Annotated in this window: 16 protein-coding genes; 10 read left to right on the top strand and 6 right to left on the bottom strand. The window is 69.3% G+C overall.

The window, feature by feature from the left end; genetic code table 11:
* Nucleotides 1-101 precede the first annotated feature (101 nt).
* From AB0H75_RS05775 to AB0H75_RS05765, 3 genes are all read right to left on the bottom strand, one after another.
* Nucleotides 102-1,787, bottom strand: a complete 1,686-nt coding sequence (locus AB0H75_RS05775) for a ribonuclease J (RefSeq protein ID WP_367790992.1) — start codon at nucleotides 1,785-1,787, stop codon at nucleotides 102-104.
* A 54-nt stretch (nucleotides 1,788-1,841) separates the two neighbouring features.
* Nucleotides 1,842-2,759, bottom strand: a complete 918-nt coding sequence (dapA, locus tag AB0H75_RS05770; protein ID WP_367790988.1) for a 4-hydroxy-tetrahydrodipicolinate synthase — start codon at nucleotides 2,757-2,759, stop codon at nucleotides 1,842-1,844.
* A gap of 171 nt (nucleotides 2,760-2,930) precedes the next feature.
* Nucleotides 2,931-3,380 carry a GNAT family N-acetyltransferase gene (locus AB0H75_RS05765; RefSeq protein ID WP_367790985.1) on the bottom strand — a complete coding sequence of 150 codons (450 nt, stop codon included), beginning with the start codon at nucleotides 3,378-3,380 and terminating at the stop codon, nucleotides 2,931-2,933.
* Between the two features lie 481 nt (nucleotides 3,381-3,861).
* On the opposite strand from AB0H75_RS05765, the gene AB0H75_RS05760 reads away from it, so the two are divergent.
* The 4 genes from AB0H75_RS05760 (at nucleotide 3,862) to AB0H75_RS05745 (ending at nucleotide 8,122) form a co-directional block, all read left to right on the top strand.
* Nucleotides 3,862-4,578 (top strand): GntR family transcriptional regulator, encoded by a 717-nt coding sequence (locus AB0H75_RS05760; RefSeq protein WP_367790982.1) that lies wholly within the window; start codon nucleotides 3,862-3,864, stop codon nucleotides 4,576-4,578.
* 728 nt (nucleotides 4,579-5,306) lie between these two features.
* Nucleotides 5,307-5,963 (top strand): DNA repair protein RadC, encoded by a 657-nt coding sequence (gene radC, locus AB0H75_RS05755; protein WP_367790979.1) that lies wholly within the window; start codon nucleotides 5,307-5,309, stop codon nucleotides 5,961-5,963.
* Nucleotides 5,964-7,043: 1,080 nt separating this feature from the next.
* On the top strand, nucleotides 7,044-7,520 hold the full coding sequence (locus AB0H75_RS05750) for a GntR family transcriptional regulator (RefSeq protein ID WP_367790976.1): 477 nt from the start codon (nucleotides 7,044-7,046) through the stop codon (nucleotides 7,518-7,520).
* A gap of 41 nt (nucleotides 7,521-7,561) precedes the next feature.
* Complete coding sequence (locus AB0H75_RS05745) at nucleotides 7,562-8,122, top strand: GntR family transcriptional regulator (RefSeq protein WP_367790973.1); 561 nt, start codon at nucleotides 7,562-7,564, stop codon at nucleotides 8,120-8,122.
* Here the strand turns inward: AB0H75_RS05745 and AB0H75_RS05740 are convergent.
* The 3 genes from AB0H75_RS05740 to AB0H75_RS05730 form a co-directional block, all read right to left on the bottom strand.
* A complete protein-coding gene (locus AB0H75_RS05740) occupies nucleotides 8,063-8,545 on the bottom strand; it encodes a transposase (protein ID WP_367790970.1) in 483 nt (160 codons plus the stop codon). The genes AB0H75_RS05745 and AB0H75_RS05740 overlap by 60 nt on opposite strands.
* Nucleotides 8,546-9,775: 1,230 nt before the next feature.
* Nucleotides 9,776-10,798: a hypothetical protein gene (locus AB0H75_RS05735; protein ID WP_367790967.1), complete on the bottom strand. Its 1,023-nt coding sequence runs from the start codon at nucleotides 10,796-10,798 to the stop codon at nucleotides 9,776-9,778.
* 48 nt (nucleotides 10,799-10,846) lie between these two features.
* A complete protein-coding gene (locus AB0H75_RS05730; protein WP_367792348.1) occupies nucleotides 10,847-11,698 on the bottom strand; it encodes a DMT family transporter in 852 nt (283 codons plus the stop codon).
* Nucleotides 11,699-11,885: 187 nt separating this feature from the next.
* Here AB0H75_RS05730 and AB0H75_RS05725 point away from each other — a divergent pair, with 187 nt between their 5' ends.
* The 6 genes from AB0H75_RS05725 to AB0H75_RS05700 all read left to right on the top strand — a co-directional run bounded on the left by AB0H75_RS05725 (nucleotide 11,886) and on the right by AB0H75_RS05700 (nucleotide 17,221).
* Nucleotides 11,886-13,292, top strand: a complete 1,407-nt coding sequence (locus AB0H75_RS05725; RefSeq protein ID WP_367790964.1) for a PLP-dependent aminotransferase family protein — start codon at nucleotides 11,886-11,888, stop codon at nucleotides 13,290-13,292.
* A 48-nt stretch (nucleotides 13,293-13,340) separates the two neighbouring features.
* Nucleotides 13,341-13,859 (top strand): CGNR zinc finger domain-containing protein, encoded by a 519-nt coding sequence (locus AB0H75_RS05720; protein ID WP_367790961.1) that lies wholly within the window; start codon nucleotides 13,341-13,343, stop codon nucleotides 13,857-13,859.
* Between the two features lie 44 nt (nucleotides 13,860-13,903).
* A complete protein-coding gene (locus AB0H75_RS05715; protein ID WP_367790958.1) occupies nucleotides 13,904-14,512 on the top strand; it encodes an N-acetyltransferase family protein in 609 nt (202 codons plus the stop codon).
* 7 nt (nucleotides 14,513-14,519) lie between these two features.
* Entirely contained in the window at nucleotides 14,520-15,395 is an 876-nt protein-coding gene (locus AB0H75_RS05710) for a 1,4-dihydroxy-2-naphthoate polyprenyltransferase (protein WP_367790955.1), read from the top strand.
* A 17-nt stretch (nucleotides 15,396-15,412) separates the two neighbouring features.
* Entirely contained in the window at nucleotides 15,413-16,423 is a 1,011-nt protein-coding gene (locus AB0H75_RS05705) for an adenosine deaminase (RefSeq protein ID WP_367790952.1), read from the top strand.
* Between the two features lie 78 nt (nucleotides 16,424-16,501).
* Nucleotides 16,502-17,221: a GAF and ANTAR domain-containing protein gene (locus AB0H75_RS05700; RefSeq protein WP_367790949.1), complete on the top strand. Its 720-nt coding sequence runs from the start codon at nucleotides 16,502-16,504 to the stop codon at nucleotides 17,219-17,221.
* Nucleotides 17,222-17,297: the final 76 nt, after the last annotated feature.

The raw sequence follows: 17,297 nt of genomic DNA, 5'->3' as shown, positions 1-17,297 counted from the left end.
CCCGTGATGGAGGTGAAGAAGTGGCGGAGGTTCCGCGTGGCGATGGGCGGCTGCCATCGGTACGGCAGACGTTCTTCCCGTCTGCCGTACCACCAGGATTCTCAGACCTCGAGCACCACAGGGATGATCATCGGCCGTCGGCGGTAGGTGTCGCTCACCCAGCGCCCCACCGTGCGCCGGACCACCCGGCGGATCTCCTGGATGTCCACCACGCCGTCGGCGGCCTTCTCCTCGAGCGCCCGCTGGATGTGCGGGATGAACTCATCGAACTGCGCCGGGTCGATGCCCGACCCTCTCGCGTGGATCTCGGGACCGGCGGTGAGCTTGCCCGTGTTCGAGTCCACGACCACGACCACGGAGATGAACCCCTCGTCGCCGAGGATCCTGCGGTCCTTGAGCGAGGTGTCGGTGATCTCGCCCACGGACGTGCCGTCCACGTACACGTATCCGGCGTGCACGGCGCCGACGATTCTCGCCCTGCCGTCCACCAGGTCGACCACGACCCCGTCCTCGGCGATCACGATGTGGTCGTCGGGAACGCCGGTGAGAGCGGCCAGCTTGGCGTGGGCGCGCAGGTGCCGCCACTCGCCGTGCACGGGCATGAAGTTGGACGGGCGGGTGAGGTTCAGGACGTAGAGGAGCTCGCCGGCGGCCGCGTGGCCGGAGACGTGCACCTTGGCGTTGCCCTTGTGAACCACCCGGGCGCCCCACCTGGTCAGCCCATTGATCACCTTGTTGACCGCCGCCTCGTTCCCGGGCACCAGCGACGAAGCCAGCAGCACGGTGTCACCCTCGGCGATGCGGATCGGGTGATCGCGGTTGGCCATCCTCGACAGCGCCGCCATGGGCTCGCCCTGGGAGCCGGTGCAGATGAGCACCACGTCCTGTGGCGGCCACTCCTCGATGTCGCGCGAGTCGACGATCAGCTCCGGCGGCACCTTGAGGTAGCCCAGGTCGCGGGCCACGCCCATGTTGCGCACCATGGACCGGCCCACCAGGGCGACCTTGCGGCCGTGCCTGGCGGCGGCGTCCATGACCTGCTGGATGCGGTGCACGTGAGAGGCGAAGCTGGCCACGATGACCCGCTGCTCGGACGTGCGGATCACCTCGTCGATGACCGGCCCGATCTCCCGCTCGCTGGTGACGAACCCCGGCACCTCGGCGTTGGTGGAGTCGGACATCAGCAGATCGACGCCCTCGCTGCCGAGCCTGGCGAAGCCGCCGAGGTCGGTGAGCCGGCCGTCGCTCGGCAACTGGTCCATACGGAAGTCGCCGGTGTGCAGGACGATGCCGGCCGGCGTCCTGATGGCCACGGCCAGCGCGTCGGGAATCGAGTGGTTGACCGCGAGGAACTCGCAGTCGAAAGGCCCGAAGGTGTGCCGTTCGCCTTCGACGACCTCGACCTTGTTCGGCTGGATCCGATGCTCGCTGAGCTTGGCCTCGATCAGGGCCAACGTGAGCCTGGATCCGATCAGGGGGATGCCGCGCCGCTCGCGCAGCAGGTACGGCACCGCCCCGATGTGGTCCTCGTGGGCATGTGTCAGCACCACGGCCTCGATGTCGTCGAGGCGGTCCCTGATGTACTCGAAATCAGGCAGGATGAGGTCGACGCCCGGCTGGTCAGGCTCGGGGAACAACACCCCGCAGTCGACGATCAGCAGGCGGCCTTCGTATTCGAAGACGGCCATGTTCCTGCCGATCTCTCCCAGCCCGCCGAGCGCGACGATGCGCAGGCCGCCTTCAGGCAGCGGCGGTGGGGGGCCAAGTTCAGGATGCGGATGGCTCATGCTCGTCCCCCGCAATCAAATCGTGTGTACAAAACTGCTGGTTCCTCCCCGTTCCTATGCGTCTGTCAACTTCACCCCGCCGGCTACCAGGCAAGTACGCAGCTCGGCGATTTGCTGTTCTGTGGCATCCACGAGCGGCAGCCGTACCGGACCCGCCGGCATGCCGACCATGCTCAATGCCGCCTTCGCCATGATCGCTCCGCCCGCGCGCAGCATGATGCCGTCCACGACGGGCGCGATCTGGCTGTGCACGGCCAGGGCCCCGGCGACGTCTCCGCTCTTGTGCAGGCGGATCATCTGTGCCAGCTCGGAGCCCACCACGTGCCCCACCACGCTGACGAACCCGGCCGCGCCGAGCGAGAGCCAGGCGAGGTTGAGCAGGTCGTCGCCGGAGTAGAAGGCCAGATCCGTCGCCGCCATCACTTGGCCGGCGGCGAACAAGTCACCCTTGGCATCCTTCACGGCCACGATGCGCTCATGCTGTGCGAGCCGGATGAGCGTTTCGGTCTTGATCGGCACACCACTGCGTCCCGGGATGTCGTAGAGCATCACGGGCAGGTCGGTCGCGTCGGCGACGGCGGTGAAGTGCCGGTACAACCCCTCTTGCGGAGGTTTGTTGTAGTACGGCGTCACCACGAGCAGCCCGTGCGCCCCGGCGCGTGCGGCCTGCTTCGCGAGTTCGACACTGTGGCGGGTGTCATTGGTGCCCGCTCCCGCCACCACGGTCGCGCGGTCGCCGACCGCTTCGAGGACGGCGCTGACGATGCGCTGCTTCTCCTCGTCCGTAGTGGTGGGGGACTCACCGGTCGTCCCGTTGACGATCAAACCGTCGTTGCGCTGCTCGTGCACCAGATAGGTGGCGAGCCGGCGCACGGCGCCGTAATCGACCTCGCCGTCCGGCGTGAACGGCGTGACCATCGCAGTCAGCATACGGCCGAAGGGCGCGTCGGTGGTTCCAGTTGGCGATGCCATAGTGCGAACGCTACCCGGATTCGGAAATCCATTGGACGCCGCCACCCCGCTTCGCCTGCCTGGAGTCGCTTTCTGCCTCCATTCGAGGACATTCCAGAAGCTGATCCCCCGCTCTCCGGCACGCAAACCACCGAGGTCAGACAACTCGCTCCCGGCCGCACGCCGTCCGCGCTAGGTCGGCAGGTCGATCTGGTACCTGATGAAGCCACGGTTCTCGGCCACCTGGTCGTAGAGCCGCCGGGCGGTGCTGTTGGACTCGTGCGTGTTCCAGTACACCCGCGAGCAGCCCCGCTCCCGCGCCCACCCGGTCACGGCCTCGATCAGCGCCCGTCCCACGCCCTTGCCGCGTGCGTCCGGCGCGGTGAAAAGGTCCTGGAGGTAACAGATGTCGGTGTCGGGCGCGGACGTGCTGCCGTGGGTGAGGAAGTGGGCGATCCCCACGAGTCTCCCCTCGTCCAGCCTCGCTCCGAAGGCGTGCAGCCGGACGTCCGCCTGGAACTCCTCCCATGCCCTCTCGTACATCTCGTCCGGCTCATGTCGTCCGTAGAAATCGATGTACGCCCTGAACAGGTCCTCCCAGGCATCACGGTCACCGGGTACGAGCCCACCAATACTGATCATCGTCGTTCCCGACCTCACGGAGCGTCATACAGGTCCACTGGGCAGAACCTAGGACTGAAGCGGCGTCTTGGGCATGGCCACTCGGCGAGGCAACGGGGTGACCACTTTCCCTCTCGCGTGCCGCGTCGAGGGGGCATGCCGGACCGGAAGAGGCGCCTCCGCCAGGGGCAGGCGCACTTCCGCCACCCATCACACCAGCGAGCGGGTCATGAGCAGGTCATACCAGCTCATGGCGCGCCGGGCTGAGCCCCGAGGCAGGGGCTGAGCAATGGAAGAGGCCGCCGATATGTGCTCGGGGGTACACACATCGACGACCTCTACCGGAGAATCGGCGCCCCTTATGGCTGTGTTACAGGGTTTCTCCGATAATTTTCCGCCATCGCAAAGTTGGGGCTCCAGCAGTCATCGATGACGGTCGGTTACCTGCCGAATACGGCAACATGGGGCAACGCCTCACACTGAACCCCCCAGGGATGGACTAGTGGCCACCTCAGATCCGGTCTACCTGCGTGTCGTCGAAGACATCCGGCGGCAGATCACCGACGGCACCCTTCCCCCCGGTGCGCCCATTCCGTCGCGGGCGCAACTCACCCGTAAGTACCAGGTGGGCGAGACCGCCGCTCGTCATGCGCTTCGCGTGCTCGCGAGTGAAGGGCTCATCATCGGTCGTGTCGGCTCGGGACATTACGTCAGAGAACGCCCCGTTCTGACCCCTCTTCATCGGTGGCGTTATCTCGATCATCCGGCCCCGATCGCGGCCGATCTGCAGTCCCAGGGCAGACGCGTGACCTGGGACTGGCACAGCGAGCCGGCCGAAGCGGGGCCCGACATCGCCCGCCGCCTCCGCCTCAAGGAGACGACCACGCTCACCAAGACGCACTATGTCTTCCGCGGCGACGGAAGACCCCTTCAGCTCGCCACCTCCTACGAGCCGATGGAGTTCGCTCCGCACACTGAGGAGGAGCGCCGCAGTCTGGTCGCGAGACTGTACGCGCACGGCTTGAAGATCACCGAGATCGTGGAGAGTGTCAGCACCCGTGTCCCCCGCCCCGCCGAGAGCGACGCGCTCGGCCTGTCGGCGGGCGTCAACGTCCTGCACGTCGAACGTACCCACTGGGTCGGCGACCGTCCCGTGGAGACGAGCGACATCGTCATCCCCGGCGACCGTTTCCGGGTGATGTACAGCATGCCCGCCTAGCCATACGTCCTCCGCGTGGCGATCGGAAGGCTCCGGGCGAGCCCCACCACATCCTCGCCCGGAACCTCCCACCGTCCATACTCTGCATCAGCCGGCCGAAGCCCAAGGTGGCCCGGCCTTCCTTCTCTTGGCCCGCCGGGGCGGGTCGCCCTTTGGTCCGGAAAAGCGACATTGCCTCCCCTGCTCCGGAACACTCCGGAGCAGGACGGGATCCTGATCTGCCGTTCTCGTGAAGCGGGCTCCGGGCAGCCGCTCGCATCGGGCACACCGCGATCAACCGCTCCCCGCAGGGAGGACCGCACCGCTGTCCGCCCTTCATCCGTGGGCCGGATCGCCTTGCGTCGCACCCGTGCGCGCTCCCGCTCGAACCACGGTTGCCACCATGACGCCGGCGGTGACGTCCTGGCAGTGGGGAGGCGAGGTGCCGAGGGCGGCGGGGTCAGTCACCTCCCGGAGGGTGGGTAATTTCCCTCACGTCGCCAAATATCGCATACGTGAGCTAGGTCCCCTCACCTGGCCGTGACGAGATCCAGGTTTTCAGAGGAATAACAGGCGCAGGATTCCTTTTTCCGTGCCAATCGGACGCTTCACCTAAATGACGAAGTGGTGGGGCCGCCTCACGCGGCTTAGAAAGCCTGACTATCGTCCATTCCCGGCAGAATGCGTAGCAGCCGGAGGGGGCCGAGAATTGTCGGTCCTCGTTGGTAGAACAGTCGCGGAGGTTGCCGATGCGACTCAAAGACCTGGCCAAGCACGACCGGCCACGCGAACGCCTCATGTCCAGAGGCGCGAGCGCCCTGGCGGACCGTGAGCTCCTGGCCGTGCTCCTCGGCTCGGGTTTCCGCGGCTCGAGCGCCCTGGACCTGGCCGCCCAGGTCATCGACCACTGCGGAGACCTCGACGGGCTCGGCCGCTCCGACCCGCATCGACTGCTCACCGTGCCGGGCATCGGCCCCGCCAAGGCCGCGAGGGTGGCCGCCGCCTTCCACCTCGTCCGGCGGGCGGAGGCGGGGCCCGAGCGCGAACGCATCACCAGCACCGCCGACCTGGCCGACCAGTGCGCCCCGCTCCTGCATGGTCATAGTCAGGAACGCCTGGTCATGGTGGTGTGCGACACCGGAGGCCGCGTGCTGAAACGCTCGGTCGTCACCGAAGGCGGTGCCGATCACACAGCGATGCCGGTCCGCGAAGTGATCACCGAGGTGCTCACCACGGGCGGCGCGATGTTCGGGCTCGCGCACAACCATCCGAGTGGATCCCTGGAGCCGAGCTCGGCCGACGTGGAGGCGACAGCCCGCCTTCTGGAGGCCGCCGAAACGGTCGGACTGCGGCTGCTCGACCACCTGATCATCACGGATGCCGCCTGGAGACGAATCCCCACGTAAGCCCGTCCACCCGCCCGCCAAAGGCAAAGGGAATCATCTTGTGCATAGCGACGAACAGCAGTTTTCCAAGCGTGGACCATGAGAATCTAATGCCGCGGGTAGGCCGTTACGGACGTCAGCCGGCCGACATCCGCCGTGGATGTGGTTCTACGCCTCCTGGTGGCAAGGGGCCATGTCCATGCTTCCGCGCCAATCCCGGGCGGGTCGTCCTCGGTCGCATCGACAGTTTTCTGACCGCGGCGTTCCGCTTGGGATTGCGGCGCGAAGGCGCGCAGCATGTGAGGAATGGTCGCCTCACGTGCGCCCGGCAGAGGTGCCCGCATTCGACCGGTCCGCAATTCCGGCTTGAACGCGGGCCCTCTGCCACCCCTCACCGTCCCGTACCCGTGCATGGACACCGTCTCGTACCCGTGCATGGACGAGTGCCGCCATCGCGTGCGAGGCCACGGACATCGAGCTCGGGACCGCGTTCATTGGCGAGCTTCGTGAGGCCCTTCGCGGGATCCCGGGGGGCATCGGCAGGGCGGAGGCGTATGGCGTTCCCGGATCACCCTGTGGTGGGGATGCTTCTGGTCCCGGCCGATGGTCCCAGCGGGCGGCAGAGCTCCTCCTTCGCGGGATGACCTGCCAGCGCCGGCGCGGCGGCGGCATGCCGGCGCGGGAGGGGTCAGCCTGCCAGGCCCTCCAGGAGCTCGTGCCAAATGATCGTCACCTGGGCGGATATGCCTCTTGAGGTCTCGTCGACCAGCGCTCTTCCCTTACCCCGGCGCGTCCTGCGGATGTAGAAGAGGCCGCCTGCCTGGCACAACTCGTAGGAGGTCGGCTGGCAGGGGCACGTGTAGTGGCGGACGCGTACGTGTTCCTCGGGCGAACGGAGGGGCCGCCATTTCAGCCGGGTGTAGTGGGGACGGAGCCGTGGGACATGGACGGTGAAGCATGATTTGTCGAGTGGTGAAGGATCTTCGGCCATGCCTTCACCATAGGTCTAGTTGTATCCTCTCGCCTCTCTAGCAAGGGGGTTCTGTCTAAAGGGACAGAGCGATATGCCAGCTCTTGTACCTCTTGGCCTATGTTGCCAATGTGCTCGACTACGACGGGGACACCCACATCTACATCCAGATCGCCGACATCATCCGGCGTCGCGTCTCCGGGCTCGCGTCCGGACATCCGGTGCCCAGCGAGGCCGACATCCAGCAGGAGTTCGGGGTCGCGAGGACCACCGCCAGGCGGGCGATCCATGTACTACGCGAAGAGGGGATCGTCTACACCGTTCAGGGCGAAGGCGCCTTCGTGGGCAAGCCTGAACAAGCGCCCCGCAAGAAGCGTAAGGTGCCGCTCTATCAGCAGATCGCTATGGATCTGGCCGAACAGATCAAGGCCGGAGAATTCGCCCCTCGTCGCCCCGTTCCGGGTGAAGCCGCACTGGTCAACCAGTATGGCGTGGCTCGCGAAACAGTGCGGCGGGCCATGGCGCTCCTGCGCGAACAGGGATGGGTCTACACCGTCGCGCAGCGCGGCAGTTACGTCTCGCCAGAAGAGTCGTGGCCCCAAGCCTGATTCCGCTCGTCTGCTTGTATCGAAACGTCTACGCTATGAGGATGCTCGAACGCGGTGGGCCCGTCCCCCTCTACATCCAGGTGGCCGAGATGATCGAAGAGCAGATCGTCAACGGGGAGTTGCTTCCCGGCGAGGCCGTGCTGAGCGAGGCGGCCATGGAGGCGGAGTTCGACATCGCGCGGACCACGGCGCGCAACGTGGCACGGGAGCTTCGCAGGCGCCGGCTCGTCCACACCGTCCAGGGTGAGGGCACCTTCGTGGGTCCCGCCGGAGTGCCGTTGCAGAGGCGGTCGAGGGCGATCTACCTCCAGATCGCGGACGAGATAGCCGTTCGGATCAGGCGTGGAGAGCTCCGGCCCCATCGGGCGATTCCGAGCGAGACCTCGTTGATGCAGCGGTATGGGGTTGCCAGGGTCACCGTACGGAGGGCTGTCACGCATCTGCGCGAGCATGGGTGGGTCTTCACGGTGCCGTATCGGGGGACTTACGTGTCGGCGCGGGAGGATTGGCCTGTCGGGTATCAACAACAGTCGAATTCTGGATCAGACACACATTCCGTAATCGGACCGTGGTCGGTCGCCCAGCAGGATGCGTTTGTGTAGGAGGCCGGGGCCGGCGCGGCCGTGCATCTGTCGTTTGAGCATCTTGGTGTGGTGGACGTGGCCTTCGACAGGGCCGGAGTTGTAGGGCGGGGTGAGCCCGGCGGTGACAGCGTCCTGGTGGTCGCGGCGTAGTCCGATGACGAAGGAGTGCGACTCGGGCAGGTCATCGCGCAGGACTGCGGTCATCCAGTCCTCCAGATTCTGGCGGCGGTGATGCGCCATCATTTCGGCGAACCGGTGCACGTGGAGACGGGGCGCCGCCGGCTCCGGGGAAGCGACGGTGAGCGCCTCACGTTGGCGGTGTTCGTCGGGGGCGAGGTACGCGGGGTTGCGCAGGAACCAGGCGGTGGCCTGCCGGACGGTGTTGCGGCCCAGGGACAGCTGACGGACGGCCTCCCGCAGCCCTTGGCCTTGCTCCAGCAAGGCGTGAATGGTGGTATGCCGCTCACGGGTTCGAGTGGCGTGCGGTCCTGGCGGTCAGCGGGCGAGCGGGGTGGGTCGGGCGCGCCTCAGGCGGTGAGGTGCCGGCGTGGGTGCTGGGCGCGGCGGTCAGGGCTTGACGGTGATCGCGGTGACGGTTGACGGGGCGTTCGACGGCCTCACCGAGGGTTCCGCCAGATGTGCCATCTGTCTGCGACCGATCTGCGACTTGGGTCGCGTGTGGTGTGCCCCTGGTGATGTCCTCGGCACAGGCGCCGGCCCGGTCGCGGCAGACGATCTCGACTCCGGGATGCGCGCGCAGCCAGGCGGTCAGGGTGTCGGCCGTCCGGTCGGCCAGCGCGTCCGTCACGGGCTGGTGGAGATGCCGATCAGAATCGTGCCGTAGGAGTGGCCCCTCCGCAGGGCGAAATCGTCCACGCCGAGCACCCGTGGGTCCGTGGTAAGCGCCGGATCGGGCAGGGCGCGGATCAGCCTGATCAGCGCCTCGCCCGGTCCGGCTCGCCGAGGCCGCCAGCCGGCCGGTGAGCCGGGCTACGGCACGACCGCCCAGCGTCGGCGCGATGGCCCGCAATGTCCTGGCTGCCCGGAAACTGCGGCGGCCGTATCGGGCCGTATCGGACAGTCGTCTCTCGTGGTGGCTGTGCACTCGCCGCGACGGTGTCTCACAGCCTGGGCAGGCGGCGGCCTCCACGGCGCCGGTATTCGCCCGTCGTCGACATCGGGGACCTCGTTGGCCACACCTGGGTGGGTGAAGGGGTGCCGGGCCACCGAGGCCGGAGCCGGGGATCGGGGATCGGGTGCCGAGCTTGTGGGCTCGTCGGCATGGGGGCGCGGAGGTGGGCGGGGTCAGGGCGGCAGGGCACGGGGCGGGGGGCGGGGGTGTCGATGAGGGCGGGTTCTACGGTCTAGGGATTAAGGTTCGTCCGGGTTTCCGCGGGTCACGGGTTTCGCGGGTCACGCGGTTCCGCGGGTCACGAGGTTCTGGGTTCCGGAGGTTCTGAGGGTTCTAGGTTCCGGGGGTTCTGGGTTCCGGGGGTTCTGGGTTCCGGGGGTTCTGGGTTCTGGGGGTTCTGGGTTCCGGGGGTTCTGGGGGTTCTGGGGGTCAGGGATGGGAGCTCGTGGGACCGGGGGCGTGGATGCCGGGCAGGGGCGGTTTCAGGGTCTGCCGGGTTCAGGCCCGCCGGTCCGGAGGTGGGTTCGTGGTGAGGTGGGTCAGAAGACCGGGATGATGTCCTCCGGGTCGATGATGTCGACCTCCACTCCCTCCAGGTCGAGCTCGGGGATGGCTGGGAAGGCGATGCCCCAGCGTTCGACGATCGCGCGCACGCGGGCCATCGCGACGCGCCAGTTCTCCGCCTGTTCCTCGTACGAGAGCACCCCCAGGCCCGCGTCCCTGGCGTGGTCCATGAGGACGCGGTGGTTGTGGAGGAAGTAGGGCGGAAGCTCCCAGAAGCCCTCGGGCGGTTCCCAGAGGATCATGCTGAGGAAGACGAAGCCGGCGCGGAGCTGGCGGGTGATGAGGGTGCGGGTGTCGTCCGTGAGGCCGGGCCATTCGTTCTCGAGAATGGTCATGCAGATCTGGAGATGGCGGGACTCGTCGCGGCCGATGCGCTGGAACATCTCGCTGAAGACCGGGTGCTGCGTGCCCGACGACATGCCCCGGAACAGCGTCGAGGCGGCCATCTCGCCCATCATGAAGCTGGTGAACAGGACCGGGAGCGTGTACTTGCCGACGGCGCTGTTGTAGCCGTTCCAGTAGCGGCCGCCGTTGTGGTAGAGCCAGCCGATGTTGTTGTGGGCGGCGTGCTCCAGGTCGTCGGAGGGGGTCCAGTTGAGGGGGCCGCCGGGCCAGAGCTTGGCGATGGTGCGCTGGCAGCACTCCTCATGGTTCATCTCGTCGCGGGTGATGGAGAAGAAGCACTTCCTGACGGGGTCTTCCTCGTGCTTCTCGAACGCCTGGATGGTGGCGCGGGCGAAGACGGCCGGGCCCGAGGCGTCGAAGTTGGCCAGGACCGCGAACCAGTACATGATTCCCAGGCGCTGCTCCCGGGTGAAGTCCTCGGGTTTGAGGCCGTCCCAGGGCAGGTCGGCCGGGTTCCAGAGCATGCGCTTGGACTTCTCGTAGATCGCGGCGAGCTTCTCCGTCTCGACGCGCCACTCCATGGGATAGATGTTGGGCTGCGGGATTTCCGGCGCGGGCCAGAAGCCGCCCTCCGGGATCGTGAGGTCCGCCATGATTTGTGACACCTCCTCCCCCAATCCTGCGGGGCGGCGTCACGGCTTTCAAGTACGGGCACGCTGGGTGACGGCCACGCAGACGAGAACGGCGAGCGCGGCGGCCACCGTGACCGGGCCGAATCGTTCGCCCATGAGGAACCAGGCCCAGACGAGGGTGAGGAGCGGCTGGATGAGCTGGGTCTGCCCGGCCCGGGCGATGCCGCCCTTGGCGAGGCCCGCGTACCACGGGAAGAAGCCCAGGAACATGGAGATCACCGCGACGTAGGCGAAGCCGGCGAGGGCGTGGGGAGTGGGGGTGATGGGCGTCAGCAGGGCCAGCACGACCGTGACAGGGGCGGTGAGGGGCAGGGACAGCACGAGGGCGTGGGAGATCACCTGCCAGCCGGGCGTGTCGCGGGCCAGGCGGCCGCCCTCGGTGTAGCCGATCGCGGCGGACAGGAGCGCGGCCAGGAGGAGCAGGTCCGGCCATGCCGCCGCCTCCGTCTCGCCCTGCTGGAGGAAGGTGAAGGTGGTGATGGCGGCGGCGCCCGCCAGGCAGGCCGCCCAGAAGAGGGGGCGGGGACGCTCGCCGGCGCGGAGGACGGCGCAGACGGCCGTGGTGGCGGGCAGGAGCGCGGTGATCACGGCGGCGTGGGACGTACTGGAGCCCAGGGCCAGGGCCAGGCCGCTGAAGACCGGGAAGCCGAGGACCACGCCGAGGGAGATCAGGGCGTAGGCGGGCCAGAGAGGGCGGGGCGGGAGGAGGGGGCGGCCGGCGAGGCGCAGGCAGAGGACGGCGAGCAGCCCGGCGACGGCGGCGCGGCCGATGGCCACCAGCCACGGGTCGAAGCCCTCCATGGCGTAGACGGTGCCGGGGAAGGAGCCGGAGAAGGCCAGCACGCCGAGGAAGGCGAGGATCGTCCCTTGCGATCCGCGGGATCCCCGGCTTTCGGGGGTTCCCCGGGTCCCGGGCGGCCGGGGGTGCCCCTGGGCGGCCGTCCCGTGAGGGCGGTCGGCGGGTGCGGGGGGAACCGGGCCGGGGCCCGGCGGGGTCGCCCGGGGGACCGCTACTCCATTCGTGACAGTAGCGCTATTCTCATCCTTCATGGACAACGATAGCAGTATCGCCCAGATCGCCGCGATACTGCGCGAAGAGGCCGCCCGGCTCGGCCCCGGCGCCCGCCTCCCCTCCAGCCGGGAGATCATGCGCAGGCACAATGTCTCCCCCGTCACCGTTTCCCGGGCGATCGGCCAGCTCGCGGCCGAGGGCAGGGTGGTGACGAAGCCGGGCAGCGGTGCCTTCGTCGCCCGGCACCAGCGTCCGGTGACCGGCCGGGAGGCGGCGGACCTGTCCTGGCAGACCGTCGCGCTCGGCGACCGCGTGGTGGACGAGGGCCCGGTCGCGGCGCTGCTGGCCGGCGCCCCCGATGGCGCGGTCCCGCTGACCGGCGGCTACCTGCATCCGGGCCTGCGTCCGGACCGGCATCTCGCGGCGGCCGCCGCCCGCGCCGTCCGCCGCCCCGGCGCCTGGGACAAGCCGCCGCTCACCGGCCTGTCCGAGCTGCGGCGCTGGTTCGCCGGCCAGACGGGCGGCGACGTGACCGCGGCCGACGTGCTGATCGTCAGCGGCGGCCAGGCGGCGCTGACGCACGCGTTCCGGGCGCTGGCGGCCCCGGGCACGCCGGTCCTGGTGGAGACGCCGACGTATCCGGGCGCGCTGGCCGCGGCGAAGGCGGCCGGGCTGCGCGCGACCGCCGTCCCCATGGACGTGGACGGCGTCCGCCCCGAGCTGCTGGCCGAGGCGTTCGCGGTGACCGGTGCCCGGGTCTTCCTCTGCCAGCCCACCCTCCACAACCCGACCGGCGCCACCCTGCCCCTCGACCGCCGGCGGCAGGTGTTGCAGGTGGCCAGGGCGGCGGGCGCGTTCGTGATCGAGGACGACTACGCCCACTACCTCACCGAGCAGCCGCCGCCCACGCTGGCGTCGATGGACGAGCACGGCACGGTGGTCCACGTCCGCTCCCTGACGAAGATCCTCTCGCCCAGCGTGCGGGTGGCCGCGGTGATCGCCCGCGGCCCGGCCGCGCACCGGCTGCGGGCCGGGCAGCTCGTGGAGTCGTTCTTCGTGGCCCGGCCGCTGCAGGAGACGGCGCTGGAGCTGGTCGGCTCGGCGGCCTGGCGGCGGCACCTGGCGGCCGTCCACGCCGAGATCCGCCTGCGCAGGGACGCCCTGGCCGCCGCCCTCGCCACGCACCTGCCCGCCGGGGCCGAGCTGCACCTGCTGCCCGCGGGCGGCATGCACCTGTGGCTGCGCCTGCCCGCCGATCTCGACGAGGGCGCGCTGGTGGAGGCCGCCCGGCGTAACGGCGTGCTGGTGAGCCCGGGCCGGATGTACTACCCGTCCGAGCCGCCGGGGCCGCGGCTCAGGCTGACGCACATCGCCGCCGCGCACCTGGCGGAGCTGACGGAGGGGGTACGCCGCCTGGGCCGGGCGTTCGCGGAGATCGGCTGACGGCGAAGCCGATCATGGCGGTCATGATCGGCCCAGTAGAGTGGGACCATGCCGTCCTCCGCGGAGCTCGTCCGAGACTTCGTGAACACCTACGACGTCGAGTCCGACACCGATGAGCTGTCCTCCCCCGCCGAGCTGGCCGTCTGGCTGCGCGAGCGCGGCCTCGCCGGCCCGCGCGACCGCGCCGGCGACGACGACCTGCACGCGGCCCAGGCCCTCCGCGAGGGGCTCAGGGCGGCGCTGCGGCGCGATCCGGCCGCCGTGCTGCCCGCCCTTCCGCTGCGGGTCGCGGTGGGGCCTGGCGGCGCTCCCGAGCCGGTGCCGGTCGGTGACGGCGTCGCGGGCGGGCTGGCCAGGATCGCGGCCGCGACGCTCGGCACCGCGTGGGACCGGCTGAAGGTGTGTGCGGAGGGAACGTGTCAGTGGGCGTTCATCGACTCGTCCAAGAACCGTTCCCGCTCGTGGTGTTCCATGAGGGTATGCGGCAACCGCACCAAGACACGGGCTTACCGGGCGAGGAAGCGGGGTTCGCGTCGTCTCCAAGCCTCAAACACCGATACGGTGTAACTCGTGCCTTGTGGCATGAACGGCAGGCGAAGGAGCGGGCCGAGATGGCAGACGTAGGCGTCCGGGCGGCCCGGCGCGAGGATGTGCTCCAGGTTGCGAATTGTCAGATCCGCGCCTGGCGCTACGGCTATCGGGAATTCCTCCCCGAGGGGCCGCTTGAGCAGATGACCGGCCCCGCGGCCGAGAAGATGTGGCTACGCCAGTGGGACGAGGCGATCGCCGCCCCGCCCAGCCCCATGCACCGCGTGCTGGTGGCGGTCGAGACCATCCTCGACACCGAGGGCTTCCCGGCCCTGGGCGCGGGCGGCAGTGCCGCGCTGGTCACCCCGCGGGGCGGCGAGCGCGTGGTCGGCCTGGCCTCGCACGCCCCCGCCGAGGACCCCGACCTCGATCCCAGCGTGACGGCCGAGATGCTGACGCTGCTGGTCGATCCCGACTTCGTGCGCCGCGGGCACGGCAGCCGCCTGCTCAACGCCACCGTCGACTACCTGCGTGACGACGGCTTCCGGCAGATCGTCACCTGGGTGTTCGCCGACAACTACGCGGTGCTCGGCTTCCTGGAGTCGGCCGGCTGGGGCGAGGACATGGCCGAGCGCGTCCTCGACATGGGCCGTCCGATCCGCATGGTCAGGCTCACTACGGACATCAGTTAGGTAGGACATGGCAACCCCCGGCCAGTGGATCGCCGGCGCCCGTCCGCGCACTCTCCCCAACGCCGTCGTGCCCGTCATGGTGGGCACGGGCGTGGCGATCGGCGAAGGCGCGTTCGTGTGGTGGCGGGCGATCCTGGCGCTGCTCGTGGCGCTCTCCCTGCAGATCGGCGTCAACTACGCCAACGACTACAGCGACGGCATCCGTGGCACCGACGACCAGCGGGTCGGCCCGATGCGGCTGGTCGGCTCGCGCGTGGCCACCCCGCGCCAGGTGCTGACGGCCGCGCTGGGCTGCTTCGCGGTCGCCGCGGTGCTGGGCCTGGTGCTGGTCGTGGTCACGCGGGCGTGGTGGATCCTGCTGGTGGGCGCGGCCTGCATCGCCGCCGCCTGGTTCTACACCGGCGGCAGGCATCCGTACGGCTACCGCGGGCTGGGCGAGCTGGCCGTGTTCGTCTTCTTCGGCGTCGTGCCGGTGGTCGGCACGGCGTACGTGCAGACGGAGTCGCTGAGCTGGGCGGCGCTGCTCGCCTCCATCCCGGTGGGCCTGCTGTCGTGCTCCATGCTCGTGGTCAACAACCTGCGCGACGTGCACACCGACGGGCAGACGGGCAAGCGCACGCTGGCGGTGGTGCTGGGGCCCGAGCGCACCCGGACGTTGTACGTGGCCTGCCAGGTGGTGCCGTTCGTGGTGGCGCTGGCGATGGTGCCGATCACGCCGTGGGCGGCGCTCGTGCTGCTGGCGGCGCCGCTGGCGATCACGCCGATCCGGACCGTGCTGGGCAAGGCCGTCGGGCCGGCGCTGATCGCGGTGCTGCAGCAGACGGGCAAGCTGCAGATGGCGTACGGGCTGCTGTTCGCGGTGGGACTGGCCATCGTCTTCTAGTCCTCTAGTCTGGACAGATGGAGGACTTCATCGCCGGCCTGCCCAAGTGCGAGCTGCACCTGCACATCGAGGGCACGCTGGAGCCGGAGCTCGCCTTCGAGCTGGCCGCCCGCAACGGGCTGGAGCTGCCGTACGGATCGGTGGCGGAGCTGCGGGCGGCGTACTCCTTCGACAGCCTGCCGTCCTTCCTGAGGGTCTACTACGAGGGCATGCGGGTGCTGCGTACCGAGCCCGACTTCTACGACCTGGCCATGGCCTACCTGAGCAGGGCCGCCGCGCAGAACGTCCGCCACGCGGAGATCTTCTTCGATCCGCAGGCCCACACCGGGCGCGGGGTGCCGTTCGACGTGGTGATCCGCGGGCTGCGGCGGGCGGTCATGGACGCCGGCGCGCGGCTCGGGGTGCGGGCGCAGCTCATCATGTGCTTCCTGCGTGACTACCAGGCCGAGTACGCGATGGCGACGCTGCTGGAGTCGCTGCCCTACAAGGAGTGGATCGTCGGCGTCGGCCTGGACTCCGACGAGAAGGGCAACCCGCCGGCGAAGTTCGCCGACGTCTACGCCCGCGCCCGGCAGGAGGGCTACCTGCTGACCATGCACTGCGACGTCGACCAGGACGGCGCGATCGAGCACATCCGCCAGGCGGTCGAGGACATCCGCGTCGACCGCCTCGACCACGGCGTCAACCTCCTGGAGGACCAGCGGCTGGTCGAGCTGGTCCTGGAGCGGGGCATCGGGCTCACCTGCTGCCCGATCTCCAACGGTCACGTCACCGGCTCGATGCAGGCCGAGGGCATCCGCAAGCTGATGGACCTGGGCGTGCGCGTGACGGTCAACTCCGACGACCCGGCGTACTTCGGCGGCTACGTACAGGAGAACCTGATCGCGCTGCAGGAGGCGCTGCAGCTCACGGCCGAGGAGCTGGCCGGGCTGGAGCGCAACGCGTTCGAGATCGCCTGGCTCCCCCGGGCGGTGAAGGACGCCTACCTCGCCGAGGTCGACGTTCACCTCTCCTCAACGGAGCTGTGAAGAGGTAGCGTAAGGGGCTCTCATCAGGGCAGTCGTATCTGCCGTAGGGCGCGGACGACCGAGGGCGAGGGATCTTCGTTGAACCGGCCTAGTGTCCCCACGGACATCGAGGAGTTCGAACGGGCGCTCGCGGACAGCGTCTCCATCGCCACCCGCGCCATGCCCGACTCCCCCATGGTGAGCATCGCGCTCTGCGATGAGAAGGGGCTGCGTACCGTGGCCTGCTCGCACGCCCGGGCCGAGCTGCTGGACGAGCTTCAGTCGATCACCGGCGAGGGGCCGTGCGTGGACGCGATCGCCGGTGGCGAGCCGGTCACCTCGGGCGACCTGGCCGCCGACCCCCGCTGGCAGCGGTTCGCCGCCGAGTCCGGCCTGCTCAGCCTGCACTGCGAGCCGCTGACGTCGGAGGGCATGCTGCTGGGCGTGCTGACGCTGTACTCGGGCGAGGCCGGCGGCTTCGCGGAGGCGACGCACGTGGCGGCGCGGGTGACGGCCGAGCACGCCGGCGTGCTGTTCCGCGCGGCGCTGGACGCGGCCCGCATGAAGGAGGTGGCCGCGCAGCTCAAGGACGCGCTCAACACGCGGGCGGTCATCGATCAGGCGCTCGGCATCGTCATGGCGCAGCGGCGCTGCACCTCGCACCAGGCGTTCGAGATGCTCCGGCACGTCTCCCAGGACAAGAACATCAAGCTGCACCAGGTGGCGGCCGGCATCGTGCGGAAGGTGACGGGCGAGCCGCCGCAGCGCCCGCGTTTCGAGGACCCGCCGCCGCCGCGCCCGCGACCCCGGGTGCGGTAATCAGCGCCAATCTTGACTCGGCCGGTCGGTGGTGAAAGATAGGACCGGGGTTCATCACGACGCTAAGAGGTAGCCG

This window comes from Nonomuraea sp. NPDC050783 (assembly GCF_040802095.1).
Lineage (GTDB): Bacteria > Actinomycetota > Actinomycetes > Streptosporangiales > Streptosporangiaceae > Nonomuraea.
This window is presented reverse-complemented; position numbering and strand designations above follow the sequence as displayed.